Below are 26,931 nucleotides of genomic sequence, written 5' to 3' on the forward strand. Positions count from 1 at the left end.
CAGCCAGGTCGCGTGATCAAGCAGACATGATGTCGATAATGGTGGTGTCTGTGGCAGACATGCCGTCTTTTACCATCTGCCCGATATTTTTGATAGTTTGCTCGACATCGTGCGAGACGATCCCCTGCCCCGACACCGAATGGCTGTTGATGGCCATCAGGAAGCCGCGCACGGCCGCGCCGGAGGAGGTGCTCACCTTCATGGCGCAGGAGGCTTTCGCCCCGTCACACACCATGCCGGCGCTGTCGCTCAGCACGTTCTGGATGGCGTGACAGGATTGCGCCAGGCTGCCGCCCGCCAGATAGACCATGGCCATGGCGGCGGCCGCGCTGGTGACAGTGTTGCCACAGAACGCCGACAAGGGCGGATAGTGGGACTTGATGTAGATGGCCCCCAGGTGGCTCATGATGAGGGCCCGCGCCAACTGCTCCTCGCTGGCGCCGTAACGCTCGGCGATCACCACCACGGGGATGGTGGCGGCTATGCCCTGGTTGCCGCTGCCGAAGTTGCTCATGGCCGGCAGGCTGGCGCCCCCCATGCGGGCGTCGGAGGCGGCGGCGGTACGCATCACTATGCGGTTCATCACATCCTCACCGATGAAACCGGCGCTGATGCTCTTTTGCATGGTGCGACCTATCTCCAGGCCATAGGGGTGATTCATCCCCTCGTCGGAGAGCTTGCCGTTGAGCTCGGAGGCCTGGAGGATGAAGCGGATCTGCTCAAATTCCACCTGGGTAGCGAACTCATGGATGGCGGCGATGCTGATGTCGACGCCGTCACAGATGGCGCCTGTGGCCCCACGCTGGCTCTGATCGGCGGTGAAGGTCACCTCGCCGTCGCGGCGCTGCTCGACGATGCGGGTATGGCCGCCGCACAGGGTCACGTCGGCGCTGTGCTCCTCCCCCTTCTCATCAGCGCCGAACACACTCACGCGGCAGTAGATGAACTCGGGCGCCTCGGTGCGGCTGACCTGGACGCCACCGGCATCGATCAGGGTCTGGGCACGGGCAACCTGCGCCGGGGTGATGGCGGCCAGCACCTCCAGTCCGGCATCGGCATCGCCGCCGATGGCACCGGCGGCCGCGGCTATGGCCAGCCCTATCTTGCCGGTGCCGGGCACATAGACCCCCATGGAGTTCTTGTAGAGATTATCCGACACCGCGACCTCGATGCGCCGGACTTCACAGCCCAGTTGCCGAGCGGCGACGGCGGCGGCATAAGCCGCGGCGATGGGCTCGGTACAGCCCAGCGCCGGTTTGACAACCTGTTGAATAATCTGCAGATACTGCTGCCATGCTTGCTTCATTGCGGGGACCTTTTTATCAGCATTAACGGGCGATGTGGGCGATCGCTTCGATTTCAACCTTGACGCCCATCGGCAGATCCTTCACTGCAAAGCAGCTGCGGGCCGGGCAATCTTGCTGGAAGTAGTCTTTGTAGACGGCGTTGAACTGGGCAAAATCGCCGATCTCCGCCAGATAACAGGTGGTCTTGAGCACCGTATCCAGGCTGCCACCGGCCGCTTCCAGCACGGATCTCAGGTTTTCCAGCGATTGGCGGGTCTGGGCTGCGATCCCCCCCTCCACCACGCCGCCCTGCTGCTTGCACACCGGCAGCTGGCCTGAGGTAAAGATGAGGTCGCCATAGGCGGTGCCATGGCTGTAGGGACCGATGGCATCGGGTGCTGCGGCTGATGTGATGATGGTTTTCATATGGCCTCCACTTACATTCAAATAATGTTGCACTTGTGCAATTTGTTTCATGCAACATTATTTGCTTTTAAAGCCATCCGTTCAACTATTTTATAAATTTAAAACCAGATTAGCGCGATAACGCCGCATTAACACAAACTGTGAGCGCCATTCCGATTTGAGCCGATGAGAGAAACCCGCCATTGTTTAGGGTTTTTTATTCAACTATATTTGCGCAAACAATCACTCACATAACAACAAGGTCAACCATGGACGCTCACAGCACGACACTCACCCGGCCCGCCATGGGCACGCTGGAATGGAAAGAAGCAGTTCGTTTTGACAGCACCGACTGGGGCTGGATCATCATGAGCATCGGCATGGCCATAGGCGCAGGGATCGTCTTTTTGCCGGTGCAGGTGGGGCTGATGGGCCTGTGGGTCTTCCTGCTGTCGGCGGTGATCGGCTACCCGGCCATGTACATGTTCCAGCGCCTCTTCATCAATACCCTGGCCACCTCGCCCGAATGCAAGGATTACCCCAGCGTCATCACCGGCTACCTCGGCAAGAACTGGGGCATGCTGCTCGGCGCCCTCTACTTCGTGATGCTGGTGATCTGGGTGTTCGTCTACTCCACCGCCATCACCAATGACAGCGCCTCCTTCCTGCAGAGCTTCGGGGTCACCCAACAGCTGCTCTCCGAGAACCCCTTCTACGGCCTGGTGCTGATCTGCGGCCTGGTGGCGCTGGCGTCACGCGGCGAGAACCTGCTGTTCAAGATCTCCACCTTCATGGTGCTGACCAAGATAAGTGTGGTGGCCGTGCTCGGCCTCATGATGGTCGACAAGTGGGACGCGGCCAACATCACCGCCATGCCGGCGGCCGGTGACTGGATGAAGGACGCCATCATAATGCTGCCCTTCACCCTCACCTCCATCCTCTTCATCCAGAGCCTGAGCCCCATGGTGATCTCCTACCGCTCGCGGGAGAAGTCGCTGGAAGTGGCCCGCTTCAAGGCGATGCGCGCCATGAACATCGCCTTCGGCATCCTGTTCGTGGTGGTCTTCTTCTACGCCGTCTCCTTCACCCTGGCCATGGGCCACGAGCAGGCGGTCAAGGCCTCCGAAGAGAACATCTCCGCGCTGGCCATGGTGGCGCAAGGCATGCCGGGCCAGACCCTCAAGCTCTTGAGCCTGACCCTCAACATCTTCGCCGTGATGACCGCCTACTTCGGCGTCTACCTGGGCTTTCGTGAAGCCTGCCAGGGGCTGGCGATGAACCTGCTGCGCCGCGTCATGCCGGAAGATCGCATCAACAAGGGGCTGGTGGGTCGCGGCATCATGCTGTTCACCGTGCTGCTCTCCTGGGGCGCCATCGTGCTCAACGCCCCCGTGCTGAGCTTCACCTCCATCTGCAGCCCCATCTTCGGCATGGTAGGGTGCCTGATCCCGGCCTATCTGGTCTATCAGGTGCCGGCGCTGCACAAGTACAAGGGCGCCTCCCTCTACGTCATCATAATCACCGGCCTGCTGCTGTGCGTCTCGCCCTTCCTGGCGTTCAACTGACCCACCGCCAACCGGGCCGCGCGGCCCAATGTTCAACCAATAACGGGCCACCCTCTGGGTGGCCCGTTTGTCTGACTCATACAGCCCCGCCCTGCCCCGAAAAAGCCAAGGGGATCACAACTTGCACCCCAGTCTCACCGGACCTCGCCGGCTAAGGGTAATATCCAGCCATCGCGGTACACACCCGCCACTTCGGGTATCGAGGCTTCACATGAAATGGATTTTCACCCCGGCCATCCGGCTGGGCAATCAGCTCTCCTTCAAATACAAGTTCCTGCTCTGGTCCTGCCTGATGCTGTTGCCGCTGGCCTACAGCATGACCAACCTGCTGGGGCGATTGCAGGATGACAACAACCTGGCCCGCAGGGAGCTGGCGGGCGTGGTCAAGCTGGCCCCTGTCCCCGCCATCGAGCAGGCGCTGCTGACCCATCGCAATCTGGTCACCCGCCACGCCTATGAGCAGGCCCCGGCCACCGAGGAGGAGGTCAAGGCGGCGGCCCGGGCCGTGGAGGCGAGCCTTGCCGCCTTCGTCGAGACCAAACAGAGCAACCCCGCCTTCGACGCCCTGGCGCAAGGCTGGTCAAGCCTGCAAAGCGAGGCGCTCACCCTGGAGGTGGAGCAGAGCAACCTGCGCCACGACAAGCTGCTGACCGAGGTGCGCCACCTCTACAAGAGCACCACGGCCGCCAGCAGCCTGATCCAGGATCCTGCGCTCGGCACCTACTACATGGTGATCCTGGCCAGCGAGCGGCTGCCCCAATTGCGCGATCTGCTGGCCCAGGTGCGGGACAGGGCCGCCACCATAGCCGACTTCGGCCTGTTTCAGGCAGAGGGCTACAGCGGCCTGCGCTTTCGCCTCGATCTCATCAGCGCCACCCTGCAGGAGCTGGAGGCCGACCTGACCCTGCTCTACCAGATAGCTCCCGCCTACCGCACCGAGCTGGGCCAGCAGACCGACGCCCTGTTGCAGCAGCTGCGCCAGGGAGTCGATACCCTGGAAAACAAGATGATGAAGGATCAGCTGGTACAGCTCTCGACCAAAGAGGTGCTGGCGCTGGGGGATGGCATGGACACCGCCATCACGGCACTGGCTGGCCAGGTGCGCCAGCGGCTGGAGGCGGATCTGCACCAGCGGCTGGCCGCCAACCAGCGCCACTTCTGGTGGGTGACGGCGCCGCTGACCGCCATACTGCTGCTCTATCTCTATCTGATGATCGGCGCCTACCTCTCCCTGCGCGGCACAGTGGGCCAGGTGCGGGAGATAGCCGCCCGGGTCAATGCCCAGGATCTCAGCCAGCAGATCGAGATCGTCGGTCAGGATGAGCTGGCTGACATCAGCCGGGATTACAACGTGACGCTGCAGACGCTGCGCACCCTGATGCTGCGGGTGCGGGAAAACGGCGTCACCGTGGTGGAGAGTGCCACCGACATAGAGGCGCGCACCTGCCGCTCCCAGGAGGTGATTTCCGATCAGCAAGGGGAGACCCACCAGGTCGCCACCGCCATCAAGGAGCTGTCCGCCACCTCCCACGACATGGCGGGCAACGCCCTGCAGGCCGCCCGCATGACCCAGGAGGCGCAAACCGTGGTTGGCCAGGGCGAGGCCGTGGTCGAGCGTACCATTGCGGCCATCGACCACATCAACCGCGAGGTGCTGCGCACCGCCGACGCCATCGGCCAGCTGGAACAAAGATGCAGCCAGATAGGCGGCGTCATCAGCGTGATCCGCGGCATCGCCGAGCAGACCAACCTGCTGGCCCTCAACGCCGCCATCGAGGCGGCGCGGGCCGGCGAGCAGGGACGCGGCTTCGCGGTGGTGGCCGACGAGGTGCGCTCCCTTGCCAACCGCACCCAGGGGGCGACCGTCGAGATCCAGCAGATGATAGAGCAGTTGCAGTCCGGCGCCCGCGCCTCGGTCAGCGCCATGTCGTCGGCCAGCCATGAGGCGCAGGAGGGGGTCGGTCTGGCCCGGGAGGCGAAACAGGCCTTTGGCGCCATCACCGAGAAGGTGGATCGCATGGTCGATACCAACTCCGTCATCGCCAGCGCCATCGAGCAGCAAGGGGCCGTGGTCAACGAGATAGAACGCAACGTAGTGCGCATCTCGGATGGCAGCGACGAGGCGCTGCAGGTGGCCAACGCCGCCCGCGATGCCGCCCGCCAGATACACCAGCTCACAGAGCAGATGCGTACCATGGTGCAGAGCTTCACGCTCTGACGCCGGTTGATGGCTCGTTCGACAACCCTGCCGCCAGCCTCGTGATGAGGCTGGTTTTTTTGTTTGCCCTGCCAGGCAGAGCCCATTGTTTTGTCTGGCGAAAAAAGTATCGGCCACCCATTGTGCGATGCGGTGAAAGCAGGGTAATCTCCAGCCACAACAAGATTCGAACGTTACCTTTTTTGCCTGCAAGAGGTGCGGGGATCAGTTCGACAAGATGAAGGTCACATCATTTATCACCCGTTCAGGCGAGGAATCGCAGATGGCCAGATACCAGTTTTTTACCGTCCCGGCATCCAACCGGCAGCAGTACACCTTTGTCGACATGGCCTCCCCCACCTTTCTGATTGAGAAAGAGGCGCTGCTGGCGCAGGGGTTCGAGGTGGAAGAGGATTTTATCGATGCGCACAGCCGGGAAGAGGCGGTGGAGAAGTACAGATCCAACTTCCTCTACGTGGCCGATGAGGTGGGCAAGTCAGACAGCAGCTACGCCGCGGCGAGCGCCCTGATGGAGATGGGCAAGCAGCTGTTTGAGCGCAAGACGAACGGCTGACGGGAAAGAAACAGAAGATGGCCATCGCGGCGCATTGCCCGATGACCATCAGACAGCCCGGCTCAGAAGCGGGCCAGTTGCTGGAGCATGGCGATCAGCTCCTCCTCGCTGCTGGGCTCACAGGCCAGCTCCAGTCTCGGTGCTGCGCCCCCCATCAGCATGTAAACTTGCGTGCTGCAGTGGTCATAGTGATACCACTTACCGTCGATACAGACGTCGGTATAGCATCTCGGGTCCCTTTCAAGTTCCATATTCACATCCTTTTGTTACATACCACCAACATCACTCCTGACCGTAAAATAACCCGCCCGCGGCAGGCTTGATGCAGATCAAGAGAAGAGGCGGACTAAGGCCGATATCTGCCGGATCCGGGCCTTGAGCCCCCTACTGCAAACATCCACTACTCAAATGACAATGGCCGCCCCGCCTCCCGCGCACCGCAAGAGGATGGCGATGCCATCAACAAAAACGGCGCCCGAAGGCGCCGTTTTTCATTCCCGTCTTTTTGTTTCCACCGACGGGGCGAACAAGCCAGAGGCTTATTCGTCTTCCAGATAGGCGTAGCCTTGCAAACCCAGCTCCAGCTCGTCGAGCAGGGCCTTGCGGGTCGCGTCGTCCAGCGCCGGGTGGGAGACGATGCGCTGATAGTTCTCGCGAATGACGGAGGGGTCTATGTTGACGTAACGCAGCAGCTGATCGACGGTGTCGCCGCGCACCACGTTGCGAATGTCCATCTTGCCTTCGTCATCGAGCCACACTTCCGCGCAGTGGGTGTCACCGAACAGGTTGTGCAGATCCCCCAGGATCTCCTGATAGGCACCGACCAGGAAGAAGCCGACGTGGCACACTTCGTTCTCGGCGTACTCCGGCATCGGCAGCGTGCTCTCGACACCCAGACCGTCGACGTAGTGCTCCACCTGACCGTCCGAGTCGCAGGTGATGTCCATCAGGATGCCACGGCGGCTGAGCGGACGCTCAAGACCGGTCAGCGGCATCACGGGGAACACCTGGCCGATACCCCAGGCATCCGGCAGGGACTGGAACAGGGAGAAGTTGGCAAAGCACTTGTCGGCCAGTTTCTCGGAGAGCTCGTCAGCCAGCGCGCGGTGGTTGCGGTTGACCGGGTTGAGCAGCTCTTTGAGCGCCAGGCAGGTGTTCTGGTGCAGCATCTCCGCCCAGGCGCGTTGCTCCAGGTTGAGCAGACCCATGGTGTACTGGGTGTTCACGTCGCCCAGATCCGCCACCGAGTCGTGGAAGATCTCCAGCAGGGAGGGATCTTCGCTGCGCAGGTCCAGCCAGCCTTTCCACATGTTCTGCAAAATGGTGGGGGCGTCGTCATCAGGCGCGCTGATGTCGCTCATCTCCACCCCTTCGGCACCAATCAGATTGGTGACCAGCACGGCGTGGTGGGCGGTCAGGGCACGGCCGGACTCGCTGATGATGGTCGGGTGCGGCAAGTCGAACTCGCGGCACACATCGCCTATGCCCCACACCACGTTGTTGGCGTACTCGGACAGGCTGTAGTTGGCGGAGCAGTGACTCTGGGAGCGGGTGCCCTCATAGTCCACACCCAGACCACCACCCACGTCGACCACGTCGATGGGCACGCCCAAACGACGCAACTCGGAATAGAAGCGGCCGCACTCGCGGATACCGCCCTGGATGTCACGGATATTGGCGATCTGGGAGCCCAGATGGAAGTGCAGCAGTTGCAGGCAATCCAGCTTGCCGACGCTGCGCAGGCGCTCGACCAGCGCCAGGATCTGGGAGGCGGAGAGGCCGAATTTGGACATGGAGCCGCCGCTCGATTCCCACATGCCGGAGCCGGTGGAGGCAAGCTTGGCACGCACCCCTATGTTGGGCTTGATGTTGAGGCGAGCTGACTCGTCCAGCACCATTTCCAGCTCGGAGGGTTTTTCCACCACTATATAGACCTTGTGGCCCATCAGGTTGCCCAGGAGGGCGTGGCGGATATATTCGCGGTCTTTGTAACCGTTGCAGACGATCACCGAGCCTTGCTCATGGTGATGGGACAGCACGGCCAGCAGTTCCGGTTTGGAACCAGCTTCCAGGCCAAGCCGGGGCTTGTCGCTGTAGGACTGGCTGATGGTCTCGATGACACGACGCTGCTGGTTTACCTTGATCGGGTAAACGCACAGGTAGTCCCCTTCATAGCCTGACTTCTCGATGGCCTGGCCAAAGGCGTTGAACAGCGCATCGACCCGGCTCTTGAGGATGTCGGGGAAGCGCAGCAACACTGGGGTGGTCAGCCCGGACTGACGCAACTGTTCGATGGCATCAGAGATGACGATGTGTGCGTCAGGGCGTGACTTGTCGGGAGCGACGGTCACATGACCGGCGTCATTGATGTTGAAAAAACCCGCACCCCAGTAGGGAACGTTGTAGACCTTCAAGGAGTCCTTGCTGGACCAGTTAGTCATGGGCTATGCCTCGCAAATGAGCGGCCAGTGGCCGCCTTCGTTACCCTCAATCACATCCAGACCATCGAGTGCAAAGCGTGGCGAGCCAAGGCTGCCTGCTGGCGTCTGGAAAGTCATCTGTCTGAGCCTGCGGCGCAGGGCCGCTTGACCTCGACCGTGACTCTCTGTCACATCCAGACCATCTCTTTGCACATCGCGGCAAGCCTGTGGCTGCCTGGTGGATTTTGGGAAGTAACGAGTCTTGATGTGGGGCTGGTGGCTTTACATCAAGCTCAACGGTATGCGGTGCTGCGCAAACAGCGCCGCGGTACTTTGATGACAGACGACATCAGCCACGCCGTCAGTTCATCACTCGGCCGCATCACGACGACAAGGGAGGTTTCAAAGAAGAAAGCGAAGGCGCCAGCACGCAAGCGTGTTGATGGACGACCACGACCACAGCCCAACTCAACACCAGTGACCGCCCATGACAAGGGAAGATGATGAGCCATTGGCTCACTCGGTCAGATGGATAATGAGTGTCCGTTGTTCTCCCTGATACCGGAGCCTAACCGGTATTAAAGAAACCATACCCCAGCAGTGTCTGTCGTTTCTGCGTGCCTCGCCCTATAGGCGTATGATCTTTCAGGTTTCTGGCGGCCTCTGCCTGCTTCAGGGTTACCCTTGGATCGGCGCGGAGTGTACACACTTACCGCCAGCGGTGACAATAAAAAATAGTGTTCAAAAACTGCTTTTAATAAGGCGATCAAATCTTGCTGCCGATGAGGCTGGCACTGGGATGCCGAGGCTAGCCCGCAGGCCATTCTTGCCCCTGAAAATAGCGCGGGATTGGCCCCCTCGGGCAGAGCCCTTGTGACACCACGCCGCACACCGGATGGGGCTTAATGACAACACGCTTAAAAATGCCGATTTCTCGTTATTTTATTCTGCGTGGAATATCAGTAGCCACCGCTTGCTCTACCTTACACGCTTCACGCCACATCTTCGCCAAAAAATGTGACAAAAACTGCGCTGACGCAATAAGCGCCCCGGCAAGATTGGCCACAATGGCCCTTCACCACAGGTTTGAGGCTTGCCAATGGATACCCTGCTTGAGCGTTTTCTGCGTTACGTGACTTTTCATACCCGCTCCGATGCGACCAATCCCGTCTGTCCCAGCAGCGAGGGGCAGCTTATCTTCGCCCGCGCCCTGCAAGGTGAGATGCAGCAGATGGGGCTGACCCAGGTCACCCTGGACGAGCACGGCTACCTCACCGCCTGCCTGCCGGGCAACCAGCCGGATGCGCCGGCCATCGGCCTGATTGCCCACATGGACACCGCCGACTACGAGGCCGAGCAGGTGGTGCCCCAGATCATCGAGAACTATCAGGGAGGGGACATCTGCCTGGGCAAGGGGGACGAGGTGCTGGCCATTCGCCAGTATCGCTGCCTGAAAAACTACCTGGGCCAGGATCTCATCACCACGGATGGCACTACCCTGCTGGGCGCCGATGACAAGGCGGGCATCGCCGAGATCCTCAGCGCCATCGCCCATCTGCAGGCCCACCCCGAGATCCCCCGTGGCGACGTCTGGGTCTGCCTCACCCCGGACGAGGAGATAGGCCGCGGCGCCGATCTGTTCCCGCTGGACCGCTTCCCGGCCAAATGGGCCTACACGGTCGATGGCGGTGAACTGGGCGAGCTGGAGTATGAAAACTTCAACGCCGCCAGCGCCACTGTGCGGTTTGTCGGCAACAACGTGCACCCGGGCACCGCCAAGGGCAGCATGATCAACAGCCAGACCCTGGCCGCCCGCTTCCACGCCGCCATGCCCCCCGAGCAGACCCCGGAGGCGACCGACGGCTACGAGGGCTTCTTCCACCTGGCCCAGATGAGCGGCACTGTGGAGGAGAGTACCCTGCATTACATCATCCGCGACTTCGATGACGACAGCTTCGCCGCCCGCAAGGCCCAGCTCAAGGAGCGGGTCGCCTCTTCGCAGCTGGATGCCCCCAAGGCACGCATCGAGCTCACCCTGACCGACAGCTATCGCAACATGCGCAGCCAGATAGAGCCGCACATGCACATCATCGAGCTGGCCAGGGCCGCCATGCTGGCTGCCGACGTGGTGCCCAAGATCAAACCCATTCGCGGTGGCACAGATGGCGCCCGCCTCTCCTTCATGGGCCTGCCCTGCCCCAACATTTTTACCGGTGGCCACAACTTCCACGGCAAGCACGAGTTCATCCCGCTGCAATCCATGGAGAAAGCGGTCGCCACCCTGGTCGAGCTGGTGCGGCTGACCTCGGCCTGGCGCAGTTAATCGGGTAACCAGCGCTATCATGACCACAAAGAGGGGAGCCGGTTAGCGGGCTCCCCTCTTTGCTAGCAAGCAGTCATACCGCTGCCAGCAAGGGAGGGAACAGAACACGGCCATTCCCTGCCCCTGCCATCAAACCGTCATACCGCTGCCACATGGCGGGAACAGAAACCGCACATGCTGGGGCAAAGGTTCACCGGAGCTTTGCCCATGTTCAGCGTCGATACCCTGCTACGACAATACCTGCCCCACCTCCCGGACAAGACGCCGCTACGCCCCCTGCTCGGCCGGGGCCTGCGCTGGCTGCTGCACGAAGAGGCCTTCCAGCACTTTGCCGGCCGCTACCCCCATCTGCGCGGACTCGATTTCGTTGAGCAGGCGCTGCAACAGCTCGATTTTGACTACCGGGTGAGCGAGACACAGCTGGAGCACATACCGACCTCTGGCCGGGTCATTATCGTCGCCAATCACCCCATAGGCTCGCTGGACGGGCTGGCGCTGCTGCGCCTGCTAGGTCGCATCCGGCCGGACGTCAAGATAGTGGCCAACCAGCTGCTGGCCCAGCTGGCGCCGCTGCGCCCCTTGCTGTTGCCGGTGGACAACCTGGGGGGCAAGACCGACCGACGTGCCATCCTGGCGATGGGGGAACACCTGGCGAGCGAAGGGGCCCTGGTGATCTTCCCCGCCGGCGAAGTGTCGCGTCTCGGCCCCAGGGGGGTGAAGGATGGTCCCTGGCAGGGGGGCTTCGTCAAACTGGCCCAGCGTACCCGCACCCCGCTGGTGCCCATTCACCTGGGTGGGCGCAACGGTCTGGGTTTCTATCTCGCCGCCTGGCTCAACAACGCCTGGGCGGGTCTCTTGCTGGTCAAGCAGCTGTTTCGCCAGCAGGGCGGGCGCATTGCCGTCACCATAGGGGCGCGCATTCCGCCGGCCAGCCTGGCCGGACTCCCCGCCAAGACGGCGGCGCAACTGGTGCGCAGTCACCTCTACCGGATCGGCAAGGGCAAGCGGGGCAAACTCGCGACCGAGGCCCCCATAGCCCTGCCGGAGGAACGCCGTCAGCTCAAGCAGGCCATCGAGGCTTGCGAGGCCCTCGGCCACACCCCGGACGGCCAGGGGATCTACCTCTACCGGCGCCATGAGCTGAGCCACTCGGTGATCCTGCGCGAGCTGGGACGGCTGAGGGAAATAGCCTTTCGCGCCGTGGGAGAAGGCTCGGGCAAGCGGCGGGATCTCGACGCCTTCGACGATGACTATCACCACCTGATCCTGTGGGATCCGGCCCGGCTCGAGATCATAGGCGCCTACCGCTTCGCCCCCGTAGCCGAACTGATGGCGAACAAGGGACTGGCCGGCCTCTACAGCCATACTCTGTTCGGTTTCGAGGAGAAGCTGCTGCCCCGGCTGGAGCTCGCCATCGAGCTGGGCCGCAGCTTCATCCAGCCCGCCTACTGGGGCAAGCGGGGGCTGGATTACCTCTGGTTCGGCATAGGTGCCTACCTGGCCCGCTATCCCCACTACCGCTATCTGTTCGGCCCTGTGTCGCTGTCCGGCAGCCTGCCGCCGCCGGCCAAGGATCTGCTGGTGAGTTTCTACCGCCAGCACTTTGCCCCCGAGCTGGCACTAGCCCCGTCGCGCCGCCCCTACCCCGCCACAGCGCCGCTGTTTGCGGGGCAGGATTACGCCGCCGATCTGCGGGAGCTCAAGGCCCGGCTCGACAATCTGGGCTGCGCCATCCCCACCCTCTACAAGCAGTATTCCGAGCTGTGCGAGCCGGGCGGCGTGCAGTTCATGGACTTTGGCATAGACCCCGACTTCAACCACTGCATCGACGGCCTGGTGTGGGTGGACACAAGCCGCCTCAAACCCCACAAGCGGGCCCGCTATATCGGCAGCTCCCTGGATGACCCGAGCCGCACTCAGCGCGCCACGCCGACCACCGGCACCGAGCGCGGCGGAACATGCTCAACCGCGGACTGACCAACAACAAACAGGGAGGCCGCAGCCTCCCTGTTTGTCGTGCAAGCCACCGCCATCACTGTGCGGCAGGTTTGCGATCCGAGTGACCCAGATCCCGCTCGGGGGCGATGACATCGCGCACCCGCTGCTTGATCTCTTTCGCCTCGGGGAAGCCCTCGTCGGCCACCCTGTCCCACACCAGCACGCCATTGACCAGGATGCGAAATTCCCCCTTGCTGGCGGGCACCAGCGCCACCTCGCCAAGATCGCTGTCGAAGGTGGAGAGCAGCTCCTGCGCCAGCCAGGCGGCGCGCAGCATCCAGCGACAGAGGGTGCAGTAGCGGATCTCGATGCGGGGCTTGCTGATGGGGGTTAACGACTCTGTCATTGGGTGACTCCATAAAAATCGGCCAGCGGGAAATGGGGATAATGATGGCCCGCCATGCCGGCTGCAATAGCAAAAAGCAGCGCCTGGCTCACTGGCTGACCCCGTGGAAATCGGTCAACCAGTGGCGGGCTATGGTGCGCATGGTGGACTGCGGCAGATCGAACAGGCCGGGAGCCAGCGGCTGCTGCGCCAGCTGACGTACCCCCTCGATGATCTCCGCCAGCACCAGATAGACGTATTCGCCGATGACGGCGCCGTGGACGAAATTGACCGCCTCCCCCCGGTTGAGCAGGAAGATGGTGCTGCCATCGGGCCGGGTCAGCGCCAGCACATGGGGGCACACCTCCTCGCTCGGCCAGGGCAGCTGGGAGAGACAAAATGCAAACTCGTCGTCGGCCGAGGTGACCGAGGCCAGCATGGCGCCGGGGCGCAACTGCTGCAGGTCGGCCAGATCCAGCGCACCGTTGCCGGTGGAGCAGATCACCAGCTCGGCCCGGCTCAACGCCTCGGCCTTGCCCACCAGCTTGAAGCCGTGGGAGAGCGCCTCCACCTGGCGCAGCACGTCTGTCTCCACCAGCTCCAGGTGCAGGTTGCGGCACCTGAGCTCGCGGGCGATGCTGCGCCCCACCTTGCCATAGCCGAACAGGGCGGCCTGACAGACGTTGAAGGTACGGTTGAGGGTGCGGGCCAGGGACTCGGCAGAGTAGACCACGCTCAGGCCAATCTGGATATCCTCGGCCTGCTTGAGGGGGCTGCGCGCCACCGAGATGACAGGGGTGGCCAGCACCTCCTGCTCGTAGCGCTGATGGCCGTTTTCGGTCATCTCCACCACCCCGAGGAAGCGGGGGCCGAAATACTCACTCAGGGTCGCCTGGGTCTTGGCAAAGTAGCCGCCTATGTCCAGAATGATCAACCGTTCATGGGGGGCCACCAAGGGGGGTATGTGCTCTATCACCCCCTGCGGCGTGTTGGTCCACTGGCGGTTGAGCGGCAGCACCGGGTAGTGCTGCTGGGCCCAGGTCAGGGTCGGTCCGTGCACTGACTTGGGTTTGGGCAGGATGGCGCCGATCCGCCCGATTTGATCGAGAGCCTGGATAAACTGGGGGCGATCGGGAAGCAGATGGGTAACCAGCAGGATGCAGAGGCCGTCGAGGCGTCCCTGCTCGGTGAAATGGCGAAAAAACAGATGCTCAGATCCTTGACTGCGCAACTGTGGCCTCCTTAGCGCGCCGCAAACAAGCAGGCAAACAGAACCCGGCATGACCGGGTTCTGTGTGTGTCCAGATAATTGAAAATCCTTTTTATCTGAATCCACAAGGGGGCTCAATCTTTATCTGTGCAGACTATGACGAAGTCGTCAACTTTAGGGTTAATTGCCTGTTTTTTATGCTAAAAATCAGTACAAAGAGGCCTCGGGCCATACCTTCCACAGACTCAATCCGGTGCCGACTCCCGCCAGCAGGATCAGCAGGGCCCAACGCTGGATCCAGGGCTTGTTGCGCAAGGCCCACTCCAGCAGCGGCAGCAGCCAGACCGGCAGCAAGACCGCAAGCGGCACTTCCACGTATTGCCAGGCGAGCATCTGCATGAAGGCCAGTGCCAACCCGAGCGCGGCAGGCGCCGCCTTGACGCCGGCAAAAGCGCCAAGCAGGGCACGGAAACCGGCAAAGGCAGCCAGGGCCCCCGCCAGCTGGGCAATCAGCAAACTGCCGTCTATGCCGATCACCAGCGCCAGCCAGATGAAGCCAAGCGCAAAGCCCAGCCCCTCGCGGCTGTCACCGCGCAGCTCACTCCACCCCAACCAGGCAATGGCGGGCAGCAGCGCCAGCCAGATGCGCGGCTCACTGCTCAGCACAGAGGCGAGCCCCTGCCACCACACCAGGGCACCGAGCGCCGCGAACAGCAAGAGCGCGGCCCGCTTGTCCGCCAGTTGCGCCGCCATCGCCGGCACCAGCAGGGTCAGCGGCAGCCACTGCCACGCCTTGACCGGCAGCCCATAGGCGCCACCCAGCAGGCAGCCCACCAGCCAGAGCGCCAGGGCGCCCCACAGATACCCCAGTCGTGGCCAGCGCCATGACAGCAAAGCGGCCCCCAAAGGAGCCGCCAGGGTTTGTAGCAGGAGTGCGGCGCCCATTACTTGCGCACGCCTTCGACGAACAGGTTGATGCTCATCTCGTCCGGAATGCCGGGCAACATGTAGCTCACGCCAAAGTCACTGCGCTTGATGGTGGTGGAGGCGTTGAAGCCGCTGCGATAGCCGCCCCAGGGATCCTTGCCTTCACCGATGTGAACCAGCTCGAATGCCACCGGCTTGCTGATGCCGTGCAGGGTCAGGGTGCCTTTCAACACGCCCTTCTCCTTGGTCCCTTCATAGCCGGTGCTGACGAAGGTCATCTTGGGGTACTGTTTCACATCCAGAAAATCGGGGCTGCGCAGATGTTTGTCGCGCGGCTCGTGGTTGGAGTCCACGCTGGCGGCGTCGATTTCGAAGCTCGCCTTGGCCGCTGCCGGGTTGGCATCGTCCATGCTGAAGGTGCCGCTGAAGGTGTTGAAACGACCGACCAGCTCGGAGAAGCCGAGGTGCCCCACCTTGAACTGGACAGTGGTGTGAGCCGCATCGACATCGTAATCGGCCGCCATCAGGGGGGCCGCCATAAACAGGCAGGAGGCCAGCAGGGCCTTGGTCATTTTCATCCGTTCGTTCCTTCATATTGGGGGTTCACAACAACAACCAAGATGCTAACCTCCATATCGGAATAGATAATCAGCGATTTATTAAAATAATTATCAACTGAGAGTAAAAGATGGACCAGATAGCCGCCATGCGCACCTTCATCAAGGTGGTGGAGTGTCAGAGTTTTACCAAGGCCGCCAACCAGCTCGGCATCTCGGTCGCCATGACCTCCAAGCTGATGCAGCAGCTGGAGGAGTCCCTCTCCACCCGCTTGCTGTCGCGCACCACCCGTCAGGTCAACCCCACAGAGGCCGGCCAGTTCTACTACCAGCGCTCCCAGGCCCTGCTGGCGGAGCTCGAAGAGACCCACAGCCAGCTCACCCGCAACAACCAGCAGCCCCAGGGCACCCTCAAGCTGTCGGTGCCGATGGACTTTGGCTACCTGCACCTCTCCCCCGCCCTGCCGCTGTTTCGTGAACGCTTCCCGGACCTGAAGCTGGAGATAGAGTACAGCGACCGACGGGTGGCCCTGGTGGAAGAGGGGTTCGATCTGGCGCTGCGCATCGGCAACCTGCCGGACTCCTCCCTGGTGGCCAAGCCGCTGGCCATGATGAGGCTGGAGGTGTGTGCCAGCCCTGCCTACCTGGCCCGCAAGGGCGCTCCCAAGACCCCGGAGGATCTCAAGCAGCACGACTGCCTCATCTACACCCTGACCCAGCCGGACTGGGTCTTCAAGCGGGATGGGGAGCAGCTGAGCGTGCGCCCGCAGGGGCCGCTGCGCGCCAACAACGGCGTGGCCCTGACCCGGGCCGCCTGCGATCATCAGGGCATCATATTGCAGCCCACCTTCATCGTCGGCGATGCGCTGCGCTCGGGGGAGCTGGTGTCACTGCTGCCGGAGTGGGAGAAGGGGCAGGTGGGGCTCTATGCCCTCTATCCGCACCGCCGTTTCGTGTCGGCCAAGGTGCGCTGTTTCATCGAATTCGTGCAGGAGCGCTATCTCGCCCCCCACTACTGGGATCGGGAGGTCTAACCGGTGGCATTGGTTCGATGATGGAAGCGGCCTCGCCTCCCATGGCGGGAAGCGAGGCTGATGTTCAGGAGTGGGTCTCGGGGGGCGCTGTATGATCGGCGGGCAGCGGCAGCTCGGCCACCAGCAGTTGATCGGTCTGCATCAGTTGCCAGCGCGGCAGGCGGCGCCGCAAGGTGGTGAGCTGCTCCTCGCTCAAGGCATAGGGCAGTGTGATGTGCAGGCAGTGGCAATCGAGCATGCCGGCCAGCTGCAACATCAGGATGAGATTGGCCTCATCCGTCTTGTGCTTGTTGATGCGCTTGCCCAGCTCCTGGCGAAAGTGGGTCTCGGGATCCTGGGTCATCGCCTGCCAGCCATAACCGAACAGCGGCATGAAGGCGCTGACGATGCCAAGGGCGGTGAGCGGCCGCTTGGGCGGGTGGTAGAGGGCGTTGAGATCCAGCAGTATGGGCGTTAGATGCAGCTCACGACTGCCGGATAAAATGTTATTACTCATTGGATAACCCTGTTGATTCCACTAGACTGCGCCGCATATTTGACCTGACATGCCAACGAGGTGCTGATGCTAAGCGATATCGAGATCTCCCGCCAGTCCCCCCGCCTTCCCATCCATGCGCTGGCCGAGCGTTTGTGCATACCGGCTCAACTGCTCAGCCCTCACGGTCACTACAAGGGCAAACTCAGCCTGGATCTGCTCAGGCAACCCGCTGGCAAGGCGGGCAAGCTGGTGCTGGTGAGCGCCATCACGCCGACGCCCCTCGGCGAGGGCAAGACGGTCACCACCCTGGGTCTCTCCATGGGGCTCAACCACATAGGCCAGCCCAGCATGGCCACCATTCGCCAGCCGAGCCTGGGCCCGGTGTTCGGGGTCAAGGGGGGCGCCGCCGGTGGCGGCCACGCCCAGGTGGTGCCGATGGAGGAGATGAACCTGCACCTGACCGGTGACTTTCACGCCCTCACCGCCGCCCACAACCTGGCGGCCGCCGCGCTGGATGCCCGCCTGTTCCACGAGACCCGCCTCGGCGCCGAGTTCACCGCCAGGACGGGGCTGGCACGGCTCGATATCGATCCCGCCAACATCCTCTGGCCGCGCACCCTCGACATGAATGACCGCGCCCTGCGCCACCTCACAATTGGACAGGGGGGTGCCGCCGATGGCGTTGAACGCCAGGATCGCTTCGTCATCACAGCCGCCTCCGAGCTGATGGCCATTCTGGCGCTGGCCAGCGATCTGAAAGACTTGCGCGAGCGCATCGGCCGCATCCAGCTGGCCCTCGATAGCCAGGGCAACCCCATCACAGCCGAGCAGCTGGAAGTCGCGGGCGCCATGACGGTGCTGCTCAAAGACGCGCTGCAGCCGACCCTGATGCAGACCACGGAGCAAACCCCGGTACTGGTGCACGCCGGCCCCTTCGCCAACATAGCCCATGGCAACTCCTCGGTGATCGCCGATCGCATGGCGCTGCAACTGACCGACTATGTGGTGACAGAGGCGGGTTTTGGCTCCGACATGGGGCTGGAGAAGTTCTTCAACATCAAGCACCGCCAGTCCGGCATAGCGCCGGCCTGCGTGGTGCTGGTGGCCACGGTGCGCGGCCTCAAGGCCAACAGCGGCCTGCTCGATATCCGTCCCGGTCAGCCGCTGCCCGAGAGCCTGCTGGGGGAAGACTTGCCCACCCTTGAGAAAGGCTGTGCCAACCTCGCCTGGCATATCAACAATGCCCGCCGTTATGGCGTGCCCGTGGTGGTGGCGGTCAACCGCTTCCCCACCGACAGCCAGGCCGAGCTGGATCTGCTGATGCGCGAGGCGCGCCAAGCCGGCGCCTGCGGCACGGCCATCTCCAGCGCCTTCACTCAAGGAGGCGCGGGTGCCAGCGAGCTGGCCCGTGCCGTGGTCGCCGCCTGCGAGATGCCAAGCCAAATCCAGCTGCTCTATCCCGATGAGATGAGCCTGTGTGCCAAGCTCGCCACCCTGGTGGAGTGCGGCTATGGCGGGCGTGGTGTCCTGCTCTCTGACAAGGCACGCCGCCAGCTGGCGGCGCTCTCGGCCGCAGGCTGGGATCACCTGCCCATCTGCGTGGCCAAGACGCCGCTCTCCATCAGCCATGACCCCGCCCTCAAGGGAGTGCCGACGGACTTCGAGGTGCCCATCGACGAGGTGAAGCTGTGCGCCGGTGCCGGCTTCGTCTATGCGCTGGCGGGCCCCATCATGACAATGCCTGGGCTCGGCAGCCTGCCGGCCTATCGCCATATCGACATCGATGATGACGGCGAGATCGTCGGACTGAGCTGATGGTGAGTGGCAGCTGCAGGCTAAGCCGACAGCCTCCACGCTCAAGATCGTCGGAAACAACAAGGCCCCGCCAATTGGCGGGGCCTTGTTGTTAGTAGCCATACAACTCGCCAGCCTGCCCCTAGAGGGTGAAGCGCTGGGTCATATGGTGCAGCGAGGTCGCCAGCTTGCTCAGCTCGACGCAGGCCTGGGCTGTCTGCTGCGCCCCCTGGGCGTTCTCGTCGGCGGCATTGTGGATGTTGACTATGCTGCGGTTGAGCTCCTCGGTCACCGCATTCTGCTCCTCGGTCGCGGTGGCGATCAGGGTGTTCATGTCGGTGATCTGGGTGACGGCCCCATTGATGGTATCTATGCTGCTGCCGGCATCCCGCGCCAGCCCGACGCTCTCCTGCATCTGCTGACGGCTCAGCTGCATGGCGCTGCCCGCCTCGGCGGCGCGGCTCTGCAGCAGCTCTATCATCTTGCTGATCTCGGCGGTGGAGTCCTGAGTCCGCTGGGCCAGGGAGCGCACCTCGTCCGCCACCACGGCGAAACCGCGTCCCTGTTCGCCGGCACGGGCGGCCTCGATGGCGGCGTTGAGCGCCAGCAGGTTGGTCTGACCGGCGATGTCACGGATCACATCCAGCACCATGCTGATGTTGGCGCTGTCGGTCTCCAGCTGCTGCACCACGGCGCCAGCCTGTTCAATCTTGACCGACACATCTTCGATGCTGCTGATGGCGCTGCGCACCACCTGGTTGCCCTGGGACGAGGTGCGGGAGGCATCCTTGGCGGCACTCATGGCATCCGTGGTATTGCGGGCCACTTCATTGACCGTGGACTGCATCTCGTTCATGGCGGTGGCCACCTGGGAGACCTCGCTCTGCTGGCGGGCCATGCCGGTGGCGGACTGTTCGGAGATGGCACTCACCTCCTCCACGGCGCTGCTGAGCTGGCTCACCGAGCCGGCAATTTCGCTCACCAGATCCGCGAGCGCGCCCTGCATGCGATCGATGGCGGCGCCGAGCTGACCGAGCTCGTCACGCTTGAAGCGACTGCCGCGGATCCACTCCTGCAGTTCACCCTTGCCAAGATCACCGCTCGCGATGCGCTGCGCCTGACGGGCCAGCATCACCAGGGGATCCCGGATCTGGCGGGTCAGCACGGTGGAGAGCACGGCCGCCAACCCCAGTCCCAGCAGCAGGGAAATGATGATGCTCAGCTTGGCGCTGTCAAACGCCCCCACTACCTGGGCGCGGGAGTTGGCGGCATAGCCGTGATTGATGCGAATGAGCTCGGCCACCGACTTGGACAGGGTGGTGTACAGCGTGACCCCCTCCGCCATGAAGATGCGCTGGGCCTCCGCCATCTGGCCGTTGTCCTGCATCTGTTTGATGCGCTGGTGCAGGGCGACGTACTTGCTCCAGTCCGCCTTGACGATGTCGAAGGCCCGTCGCTCTTCCAGATCCTCCGCCCAGATGGTGGCATCGTGGGCCGCTACCTGGCGATCTGCTTCGCGCAGGCTCTGCTCGCTGGCATCGCGGTAATGGGCTTTCTGCTGGGGGTCGTCCGCCACCAGGAACACATCCAGCTCATAGCGGCGCAGGGCATTGATGGTCTCACCCAGGGTGCTGGTGCGAACGACGGCAGGCAGGATGCTGTCGGTGAAGCCGGTAGCGGCCCGGTTCATGTTGCCAAACTGCAGCAGCGAGAAGCCGCCGATAAAGGCCATCATCAGGCCGAGCACCGCAAAGCCTGCGGTGAGTTTCTTACCTATGGTCATGGTGTTCATGGCATGTCCTGCAATGGGTGAGCGAGTGGTATTCGTCTGTACTGTGCCTTCCCGGCACGGATCAGGATACCTGCCATCCATAGCAGTTCATCGAGCCGCCTACATCCTGATGACAGGGATGAGGCAAGTTCCAGGGGTAGCCGTGGCCTGTCCCCTGAAGCGCCCTTGCCCTGAAAGGGCAATGGCCAGGGCAGCGTTAGACCGGCATGGTGAGCTGTATCGGCCCATTCGCGCATGGCTTTAGCACTTTTCTGACGAAAGTGTCGGGCACAGCAAAAGGGGATAGAAGACAACAGGGGCATGTCGATGCGACATGCCCCTGTCTGCTAGCCTTTCAGGCCGCCCAGAAACTCGGCACGGGTGTCGGGCTGGGTCTTGAACACACCACCAAGAGAGGTGGTGGTGGTATGGGAGGTGGAGTCCATCACGCCGCGCGCCTTCACGCAGAAGTGGGTCGCCTTGATGCTGATGGCCACATCCTTGGTGCCGAGCAGGGTCTGCAACGCCAGCAGGATCTGCTGGGTGAGCCGCTCCTGCACCTGGGGACGACGGGCGAAGAACTGCACTATGCGGTTGATTTTCGACAGCCCGATCACCTTGCCACGGGGGATGTAGGCCACGTGGGCCAGCCCGTCGATAGTGACGAAGTGGTGTTCACAGGTGCTGGTGAGACTGATGTCCCGCACCATGATCATCTCGTCCACCTTCATCTTGTTCTCGATCACTGTCACCTTGGGGAAGGTGCTGTAATCGAGGCCGGAGAAGATCTCGTTCACGTACATCTTGGCGATGCGGTGCGGCGTCTCCGCCAGGCTGTCATCGGTCAGATCCAGCCCCAGCGTCTCCATGATGGCGCGCATATGGCCTTCGATCTTCTCCCTCTTCTGCTGACCATCCAGTGCATTGGCCACCAGAGGTGTCTCGAGGCCCTCGGCCTCGAGGGCTGCCCTGACCAACAGGGCTTCCTGGCTTAAGCTCGTCATCTTGTTCCTCTCCCACGCTCAGGGACTGTGATGGCCGCCTTGTCTGTGACGGCACTTTGTTATGGCGCAATAGTAAACGGCGATTATTGCCATAATTCAAGCTAACTCAAGTCCGTCTCCTGACTTTATGCCAATCCGTCGACTTTTACCCCTTGATGGCCCCCCCATACGGGGAGGGTTGCAACAAACAATCCCTCTTCCGCCCCCCCTGTGCCAGACAGCCTGGTGTCGGCTCCTGATAAGCCTGCCCATCCACCCTGATTTTTGGGATAATCCGCCCTCAACCACACCAAAGAGGTAATGACGATGGGATTTGATACCAGCGGACTACTCCCCCTGAGCTATGCCCTGCAAGGGATGCTGGACCAACTCGCCTGCTGCTGCGACACCGAGCAAGTGCCCCTGCCCCAGGCCCTCGGCCGGGTGCTCGCGGCAGATATCGCCTCCCCCTTGTCAGTGCCTCCGTTCGACAACGCCGCCATGGACGGTTACGCCGTGCGGCTGGCCGATCTCGCTGCCGGCACCCCGCTCATCATGGCGGGCAAGGCCTTCGCCGGTCAGCCCTATCAGGGGGAATGGCCCGCGGGTCACTGCGTGCGGATCATGACGGGCGCGCCCGTGCCAGAGGGGACGGATGCGGTGGTGATGCAGGAAGAAACCCAGGCTGACGGTGACAAGATCGCTTTTCTGGTGCCGCCCGCCCCGGGCCAGAATATCCGCCGCCGCGGCGAAGATATCCGCGAGGGAGCCAGCGTGCTCTGCGCCGGTACCCGGCTCACCCCCCGCGAGCTGCCGCTGCTGGCCTCCCTCGGCATAGCCACCATCAGCGTGCGCCGCCCGCTGCGAGTGGCCATCTTCAGCACAGGCGACGAACTCAAGCCGGTCGGCACCCCGCTCGCCCATGGCGACATCTATGACTCCAACCGCTACGGGGTCAAGGCCATGCTGGCGCGCATGGGCTGTGAGTGCCTCGACCTTGGCATCATACCGGACGATCCCGCGCAGCTGCGCGCCGCCTTCCTGCAGGCCGACCGCGAGGCCGATGCCCTGATCACCACGGGAGGCGTCTCGGTCGGTGAGGCAGACTTCACCAAGCAGTTGCTCGAGGAGCTCGGCGAGATCGGCTTCTGGAAGCTGGCCATCAAGCCGGGCAAGCCATTCGCCTTCGGCCGCCTGCCCAACGCCTGGTTCTTCGGTCTGCCGGGCAATCCGGTTTCCGCCATGGTCACCTTCGATCAGCTGGTGCAGCCTGCGCTGGCCAAGCTGGCCGGGCAGCAGTTCGAGCGTCCGCTGCAACTGCAGGCCATCGCCAGCGAGCCTCTGAAAAAAGCGCCGGGCCGACTCGACTTCCAGCGCGGCATTCTGAGCCAGGGGCCAGACGGCCTGGAGGTGCGCAGCACAGGCTCCCAGGATTCCGCCGTGTTCAGCTCACTGTCGCGGGCCAACTGCTACATAGTGCTTGAGCGTGAGCGGGGCAAGGTGGCGGCGGGTGAAACCGTCACCGTCGAACCGTTCGGGGGCTTGCTGCTGTGAGCGACATTCTCTCGGACGCCGAGCTCTTGCGCTACAACCGCCAGATCATCCTCAAATCCTTCGACTTCGAGGGGCAGGAGGCGCTCAAGCAGGCCAGCGTGCTGGTGATAGGTGCGGGGGGCCTGGGCTGCGCCGCCAGCCAGTATCTGGCGGTGGCCGGGGTCGGCCAGCTCACCCTGGTGGATTTTGACAAGGTGGAGCTATCCAATCTGCAACGCCAGGTACTGCACACCGATGAGCGCATCGGCCACTACAAGGTGGACTCCGCCGCCCAGTCCCTGCGCGCGCTCAACCCCTGGCTCAAGGTGGAGACTCACGCCTCTGTTGCCGACGAGGCGCTGCTCGATGCCCTGCTACCCAGCCATCAGCTGGTGCTCGACTGTACCGACAACCTGACCATCCGCAATCTGCTCAACCAATACGCGCGCAAGCACAGGGTACCGCTGGTCAGCGGCGCCGCCATCCGGCTGGAGGGGCAGCTATGCAGCTTCACCTGGCAGGAGGGTGAGCCCTGCTACGCCTGCCTCAGCGCCCTGTTTGGCGAGCAGGCCCTTACCTGCGTCGAGGCGGGTGTGCTCGCCCCCGTGGTAGGACTGGTGGGCAGCCTGCAGGCGCTGGAGGCGATAAAATTGCTGGCGGGCACGGGGCGCAGCTACAGCGGCCGCCTCTTGATGATCGATGGCCTCACCGGCACCTTCCGCGAGATGAAGCTGCCCAAACGCCCCGATTGCCCGGTTTGCTCCCATCCTTGAACCCGAGCGATACCCACAAAAAAGCCGACCCCACGGGGTCGGCTTTTTCGTATCCCGGACCCGCGTTCAGTGGGTGGAGAGGATCCGCTGCAGCAGGTGGTTGAACCCCGAGGGATCTTCTGCCGGCCAGGCGTGGTGGCCATTGGGGGTGTGGATGGTGGCGTTGGGCAGGGAGGCGAACTGCTCCACCCGCTTGGCGAGCGGCAAATAGTCGTGGCTGGTGGAGATGATGGCCACCGGCTGCCAGATGGCGCCGAGCCGGGCGCGCACCGACCAGCCGGGCAAGGCGTCGAGCAGCGCCCGATAGGTCTTCTTTTTGTTGCTACGCACGAAGCGCAGCCGGAAGGTGTGGCGCACCTGGGCGAGATCCGGGCCGGGGAAGAGCTCGCGCCCGAGCCACCAGGCAAGCGGACGCATGCCAAACCAGCGCAGCCACTTGAGGCGCTGGGCGTAGCGCTCCTGCTCTTTGGGGGTTTCCAGCAGAAACTCGCTAACACCGTTGACCAGCACCAGACCTCGTACCTTGTGAGGAAGTTGCAAGACCAGCTCCAGTGCCACCATGGCCCCCAGAGAGAGACCCACCACCCAGGCGGGCTCAGGTTGCTCGTCGAGCCAGCGCACCACGTCGGCAGCCAGGGTGGCCACGTCGAACGGCCCCTCCTGCATGCTCTGACCATGGCCGCGCAGATCGAGGGCCACCACCCGATAGTGTTCGGAGAAGCGCTCTATCTGCGCCTGCCAGTCGAGACTGGAGGAACCCAGCCCGTGCAGCAGCAACAGCAAGGGGCCCTCCCCCGCACTGCGCAGGGCCAGACCGTTGGATTTCATCACCTGATTGCGACGCATCAGCTCATTGCCTCTCGACTCATCGCCTGAACCATGCCTTGTTTATCCCGATAGTCATCCGCCAGCGTGCGGCCATACCCCAGCACCCGCCAGGGATGCCGCTCCATAATGTACCAGAACGACGCCGACTCAGCCTTCGCTGACCAGACTCACCGCCTTGATATAAGCGTAGATCTGCTGCTCCGGCGCCAGCGCCAGCCGGGTGGCGGAGCGGCTGGTGATCCGGGCCAGCAGTATCTGCTCACCCAGCGCCAACTGCAACAGGGTCTGGCCGGGGCGCACCTCGCGCACCGCCAGCAAGCGAGTGACAAGGCAGTTGGAGAGGCTGGAGTGCTCTATGGGGGCGGTGGCGATCACCACGTCCCGCCCCGCCACCTTGATCTGCAAGGGGCCGCGCTCGTCCGGTACATGGTTCATGGTGACCCGCAATGTCTGCTCGCCGAGCTGCAGGGTCGCCATCTGCTCGTCCTCATCGTAGTGGGCCAGGGTGGCATCCAGCATCACACCGGCATCGTCGCGACTGGCGAGCGAGAGATCGGTGCGGGCGAAGATCTCGCTCGGCCGCCCCTGCGCCTCCACCCTGCCCCCCTCCAGCAACACCAGCTGATCACACAAGAGGCTCACCTCCTCCATGGCGTGGCTGACGAAGATCATGGGGATGCCGCTCTCCTGCTGCAACCCCTTGAGCACGTGGGCCTGATGGATGCGGCTGTGCCTGTCCAGCGCAGAAAAAGGCTCATCCAGCAGCAGCAGATCGGGCTCCGCCAGCAGGGCCCGAGCCAGTGCCACCCGCTGGCGCTGGCCGCCGGAGAGGCCATGGGCCGGCTGCGCCAGCAACTCGGCAAAGCCGAGTCGCGCCGCCAGCGCTTCGGGCTGCCAGCGCCCTCGCCCCTTGCGGGCCGCCAGCTGCAGATTACCCAGCACGCTCAGATGGGGGAAGAGCCGCGAATCCTGAAACACCAGTCCGATGCGACGCGCTTCGGGCAGCAGATCGGCCAGTTCACGCCCTCGCCACCACAGGCGATCGCCGCTCTGGCGATCCAGCCCGGCCATGATGCGCAGCAGTGTGCTCTTGCCGCAGCCGGAGGGGCCGAACAGGCCGAGAATCCCCCCCGGCTCGAGGGCCAGTTCGCAGTCGAGGGTGAAGGCGCCAAACTCGCGCCTGGCATTAAGTTGCAAGGACTGGCGGTGCAGGGCGTGGCCCTGCGGAATATTGGCTGACGGCTTCATCCGAACAGCCTCCGTTGCCGGCGCTGCAATACGCCATAGACCAGCACCAGCATCACCAGCGAGAAACCCATCAGGCCGCCCGCCAGAATATGGGCGTTTTGGTAATCCATCGCCTCCACATGATCAAACAGGGCGATGGAGAGCACCTGGGTCTCCCCCGGGATGTTGCCGCCGATCATCAGCACAACGCCAAACTCCCCCAGGGTGTGGGCAAAGCCGAGCGCCGCCGCCATCACGAAGCTGGGCAGCGTCATCGGCAAAATGATGTGAAAGAAACGCTCCAGCGGCCCGAGCCCCAGGGTGGCGGCGGCTTCCAGCTCCTTGTTGCCCATGTTGACGAAGGCGGAGGTGAGCGGCTGCACCACGAAGGGGAGTGAGTAGAGGATGGAGGCCAGCAGCAGACCGAGAAAGCTGAAGGCAAGCGGTGCGCCGAAGGTGTCACGCCACCAGGCACCTAGGCCGTATGAGGGTGAGAAGGCGAGCAGCAGATAGAAGCCGAGTACCGTGGGGGGCAGCACCAGAGGCAGGGCCACCAGCGCCTCCACCAAGGGCCGCAACTTGTTCTGGCTGCGGGACAGCCACCAGGCCAGCGGCGGCGACAGCAGCAATAGAATGCCGGTGGTGCTGGCCGCCAGCTTCAGGGTGAGCCAGATGGCCTGCAGATCCCCTTCACTCATAGGACTCACTCCCAACGCCAAGTTC

At 63.1% G+C, this 26,931-nt stretch carries 24 protein-coding genes; 10 read left to right on the plus strand and 14 right to left on the minus strand.

The window, feature by feature from the left end; translation table 11 throughout:
* Positions 1-16 precede the first annotated feature (16 nt).
* Positions 17-1,306, minus strand: a complete 1,290-nt coding sequence (locus ACM3N8_RS03645) for a serine dehydratase subunit alpha family protein (protein WP_290016990.1) — start codon at positions 1,304-1,306, stop codon at positions 17-19.
* Positions 1,307-1,328: 22 nt separating this feature from the next.
* On the minus strand, positions 1,329-1,712 hold the full coding sequence (locus ACM3N8_RS03650) for a RidA family protein (protein WP_043135200.1): 384 nt from the start codon (positions 1,710-1,712) through the stop codon (positions 1,329-1,331).
* 248 nt (positions 1,713-1,960) lie between these two features.
* Between ACM3N8_RS03650 and ACM3N8_RS03655 the strand changes: the two genes are divergently transcribed.
* From ACM3N8_RS03655 to ACM3N8_RS03665, 3 genes are all read left to right on the plus strand, one after another.
* Positions 1,961-3,256 (plus strand): amino acid permease, encoded by a 1,296-nt coding sequence (locus tag ACM3N8_RS03655; protein ID WP_043135199.1) that lies wholly within the window; start codon positions 1,961-1,963, stop codon positions 3,254-3,256.
* Between the two features lie 211 nt (positions 3,257-3,467).
* Positions 3,468-5,474 (plus strand): methyl-accepting chemotaxis protein, encoded by a 2,007-nt coding sequence (locus tag ACM3N8_RS03660; protein WP_416015468.1) that lies wholly within the window; start codon positions 3,468-3,470, stop codon positions 5,472-5,474.
* 262 nt (positions 5,475-5,736) lie between these two features.
* Positions 5,737-6,027 (plus strand): hypothetical protein, encoded by a 291-nt coding sequence (locus ACM3N8_RS03665; protein ID WP_290016992.1) that lies wholly within the window; start codon positions 5,737-5,739, stop codon positions 6,025-6,027.
* A 62-nt stretch (positions 6,028-6,089) separates the two neighbouring features.
* Here ACM3N8_RS03665 and ACM3N8_RS03670 read toward each other — a convergent pair whose 3' ends face one another.
* Both ACM3N8_RS03670 and speA read right to left on the minus strand, forming a co-directional pair.
* Positions 6,090-6,278: a hypothetical protein gene (locus tag ACM3N8_RS03670; RefSeq protein WP_043557171.1), complete on the minus strand. Its 189-nt coding sequence runs from the start codon at positions 6,276-6,278 to the stop codon at positions 6,090-6,092.
* A gap of 288 nt (positions 6,279-6,566) precedes the next feature.
* On the minus strand, positions 6,567-8,468 hold the full coding sequence (gene speA / locus ACM3N8_RS03675; RefSeq protein ID WP_043135196.1) for a biosynthetic arginine decarboxylase: 1,902 nt from the start codon (positions 8,466-8,468) through the stop codon (positions 6,567-6,569).
* A 27-nt stretch (positions 8,469-8,495) separates the two neighbouring features.
* Here speA and ACM3N8_RS03680 point away from each other — a divergent pair, with 27 nt between their 5' ends.
* The 3 genes from ACM3N8_RS03680 to ACM3N8_RS03690 all read left to right on the plus strand — a co-directional run bounded on the left by ACM3N8_RS03680 (position 8,496) and on the right by ACM3N8_RS03690 (position 12,747).
* A complete protein-coding gene (locus tag ACM3N8_RS03680; RefSeq protein ID WP_416015469.1) occupies positions 8,496-8,951 on the plus strand; it encodes a hypothetical protein in 456 nt (151 codons plus the stop codon).
* 595 nt (positions 8,952-9,546) lie between these two features.
* A complete protein-coding gene (gene pepT, locus ACM3N8_RS03685; RefSeq protein WP_290016997.1) occupies positions 9,547-10,770 on the plus strand; it encodes a peptidase T in 1,224 nt (407 codons plus the stop codon).
* 207 nt (positions 10,771-10,977) lie between these two features.
* Positions 10,978-12,747, plus strand: coding sequence for a lysophospholipid acyltransferase family protein (locus ACM3N8_RS03690; RefSeq protein ID WP_290016998.1), 1,770 nt, complete (start codon positions 10,978-10,980; stop codon positions 12,745-12,747).
* 55 nt (positions 12,748-12,802) lie between these two features.
* Here ACM3N8_RS03690 and ACM3N8_RS03695 read toward each other — a convergent pair whose 3' ends face one another.
* From ACM3N8_RS03695 to ACM3N8_RS03710, 4 genes are all read right to left on the minus strand, one after another.
* The gene (locus ACM3N8_RS03695; RefSeq protein ID WP_042872344.1) at positions 12,803-13,114 is read right to left on the minus strand and encodes a SelT/SelW/SelH family protein; all 312 of its coding nucleotides are present in this window, start codon (positions 13,112-13,114) and stop codon (positions 12,803-12,805) included.
* 88 nt (positions 13,115-13,202) lie between these two features.
* A complete protein-coding gene (locus ACM3N8_RS03700) occupies positions 13,203-14,324 on the minus strand; it encodes an adenosylhomocysteinase (protein WP_290017002.1) in 1,122 nt (373 codons plus the stop codon).
* A gap of 186 nt (positions 14,325-14,510) precedes the next feature.
* Positions 14,511-15,248, minus strand: a complete 738-nt coding sequence (locus ACM3N8_RS03705) for a hypothetical protein (RefSeq protein WP_290017003.1) — start codon at positions 15,246-15,248, stop codon at positions 14,511-14,513.
* Positions 15,248-15,808 carry a YceI family protein gene (locus ACM3N8_RS03710; protein WP_098984460.1) on the minus strand — a complete coding sequence of 187 codons (561 nt, stop codon included), beginning with the start codon at positions 15,806-15,808 and terminating at the stop codon, positions 15,248-15,250. Before ACM3N8_RS03710 ends, ACM3N8_RS03705 begins: the two co-directional genes overlap by 1 nt.
* A 110-nt stretch (positions 15,809-15,918) precedes the next feature.
* Here ACM3N8_RS03710 and ACM3N8_RS03715 point away from each other — a divergent pair, with 110 nt between their 5' ends.
* Complete coding sequence (locus ACM3N8_RS03715; RefSeq protein WP_043135190.1) at positions 15,919-16,821, plus strand: LysR family transcriptional regulator; 903 nt, start codon at positions 15,919-15,921, stop codon at positions 16,819-16,821.
* 64 nt (positions 16,822-16,885) lie between these two features.
* On the opposite strand, the gene ACM3N8_RS03720 is transcribed toward ACM3N8_RS03715, so the two are convergent.
* On the minus strand, positions 16,886-17,317 hold the full coding sequence (locus ACM3N8_RS03720) for a hypothetical protein (RefSeq protein WP_290017004.1): 432 nt from the start codon (positions 17,315-17,317) through the stop codon (positions 16,886-16,888).
* 66 nt (positions 17,318-17,383) lie between these two features.
* Between ACM3N8_RS03720 and ACM3N8_RS03725 the strand changes: the two genes are divergently transcribed.
* On the plus strand, positions 17,384-19,114 hold the full coding sequence (locus ACM3N8_RS03725; RefSeq protein ID WP_290017006.1) for a formate--tetrahydrofolate ligase: 1,731 nt from the start codon (positions 17,384-17,386) through the stop codon (positions 19,112-19,114).
* Positions 19,115-19,235: 121 nt separating this feature from the next.
* On the opposite strand, the gene ACM3N8_RS03730 is transcribed toward ACM3N8_RS03725, so the two are convergent.
* Positions 19,236-20,885 carry a methyl-accepting chemotaxis protein gene (locus ACM3N8_RS03730; protein WP_098984463.1) on the minus strand — a complete coding sequence of 550 codons (1,650 nt, stop codon included), beginning with the start codon at positions 20,883-20,885 and terminating at the stop codon, positions 19,236-19,238.
* A gap of 326 nt (positions 20,886-21,211) precedes the next feature.
* A complete protein-coding gene (folE, locus tag ACM3N8_RS03735; protein WP_290017008.1) occupies positions 21,212-21,868 on the minus strand; it encodes a GTP cyclohydrolase I FolE in 657 nt (218 codons plus the stop codon).
* 306 nt (positions 21,869-22,174) lie between these two features.
* Between folE and moeA the strand changes: the two genes are divergently transcribed.
* Positions 22,175-23,401, plus strand: coding sequence for a molybdopterin molybdotransferase MoeA (gene moeA, locus ACM3N8_RS03740; RefSeq protein ID WP_098984464.1), 1,227 nt, complete (start codon positions 22,175-22,177; stop codon positions 23,399-23,401).
* Positions 23,398-24,153: a molybdopterin-synthase adenylyltransferase MoeB gene (moeB, locus tag ACM3N8_RS03745; protein WP_274452218.1), complete on the plus strand. Its 756-nt coding sequence runs from the start codon at positions 23,398-23,400 to the stop codon at positions 24,151-24,153. The genes moeA and moeB overlap by 4 nt, the downstream gene beginning before the upstream one ends.
* A gap of 66 nt (positions 24,154-24,219) precedes the next feature.
* Here the strand turns inward: moeB and ACM3N8_RS03750 are convergent, their stop codons facing one another.
* The 3 genes from ACM3N8_RS03750 to modB all read right to left on the minus strand — a co-directional run bounded on the left by ACM3N8_RS03750 (position 24,220) and on the right by modB (position 26,906).
* Positions 24,220-24,999 carry an alpha/beta fold hydrolase gene (locus ACM3N8_RS03750; protein WP_416015470.1) on the minus strand — a complete coding sequence of 260 codons (780 nt, stop codon included), beginning with the start codon at positions 24,997-24,999 and terminating at the stop codon, positions 24,220-24,222.
* Positions 25,000-25,128: 129 nt separating this feature from the next.
* On the minus strand, positions 25,129-26,229 hold the full coding sequence (modC, locus tag ACM3N8_RS03755; protein WP_416015471.1) for a molybdenum ABC transporter ATP-binding protein: 1,101 nt from the start codon (positions 26,227-26,229) through the stop codon (positions 25,129-25,131).
* Complete coding sequence (gene modB / locus ACM3N8_RS03760; protein WP_043138440.1) at positions 26,226-26,906, minus strand: molybdate ABC transporter permease subunit; 681 nt, start codon at positions 26,904-26,906, stop codon at positions 26,226-26,228. The genes modC and modB overlap by 4 nt, the downstream gene beginning before the upstream one ends.
* Positions 26,907-26,931 lie beyond the last annotated feature (25 nt).

Origin of the sequence: Aeromonas sp. A04, assembly GCF_047780465.1 — a bacterium.
Classification (GTDB): domain Bacteria; phylum Pseudomonadota; class Gammaproteobacteria; order Enterobacterales; family Aeromonadaceae; genus Aeromonas; species Aeromonas bestiarum.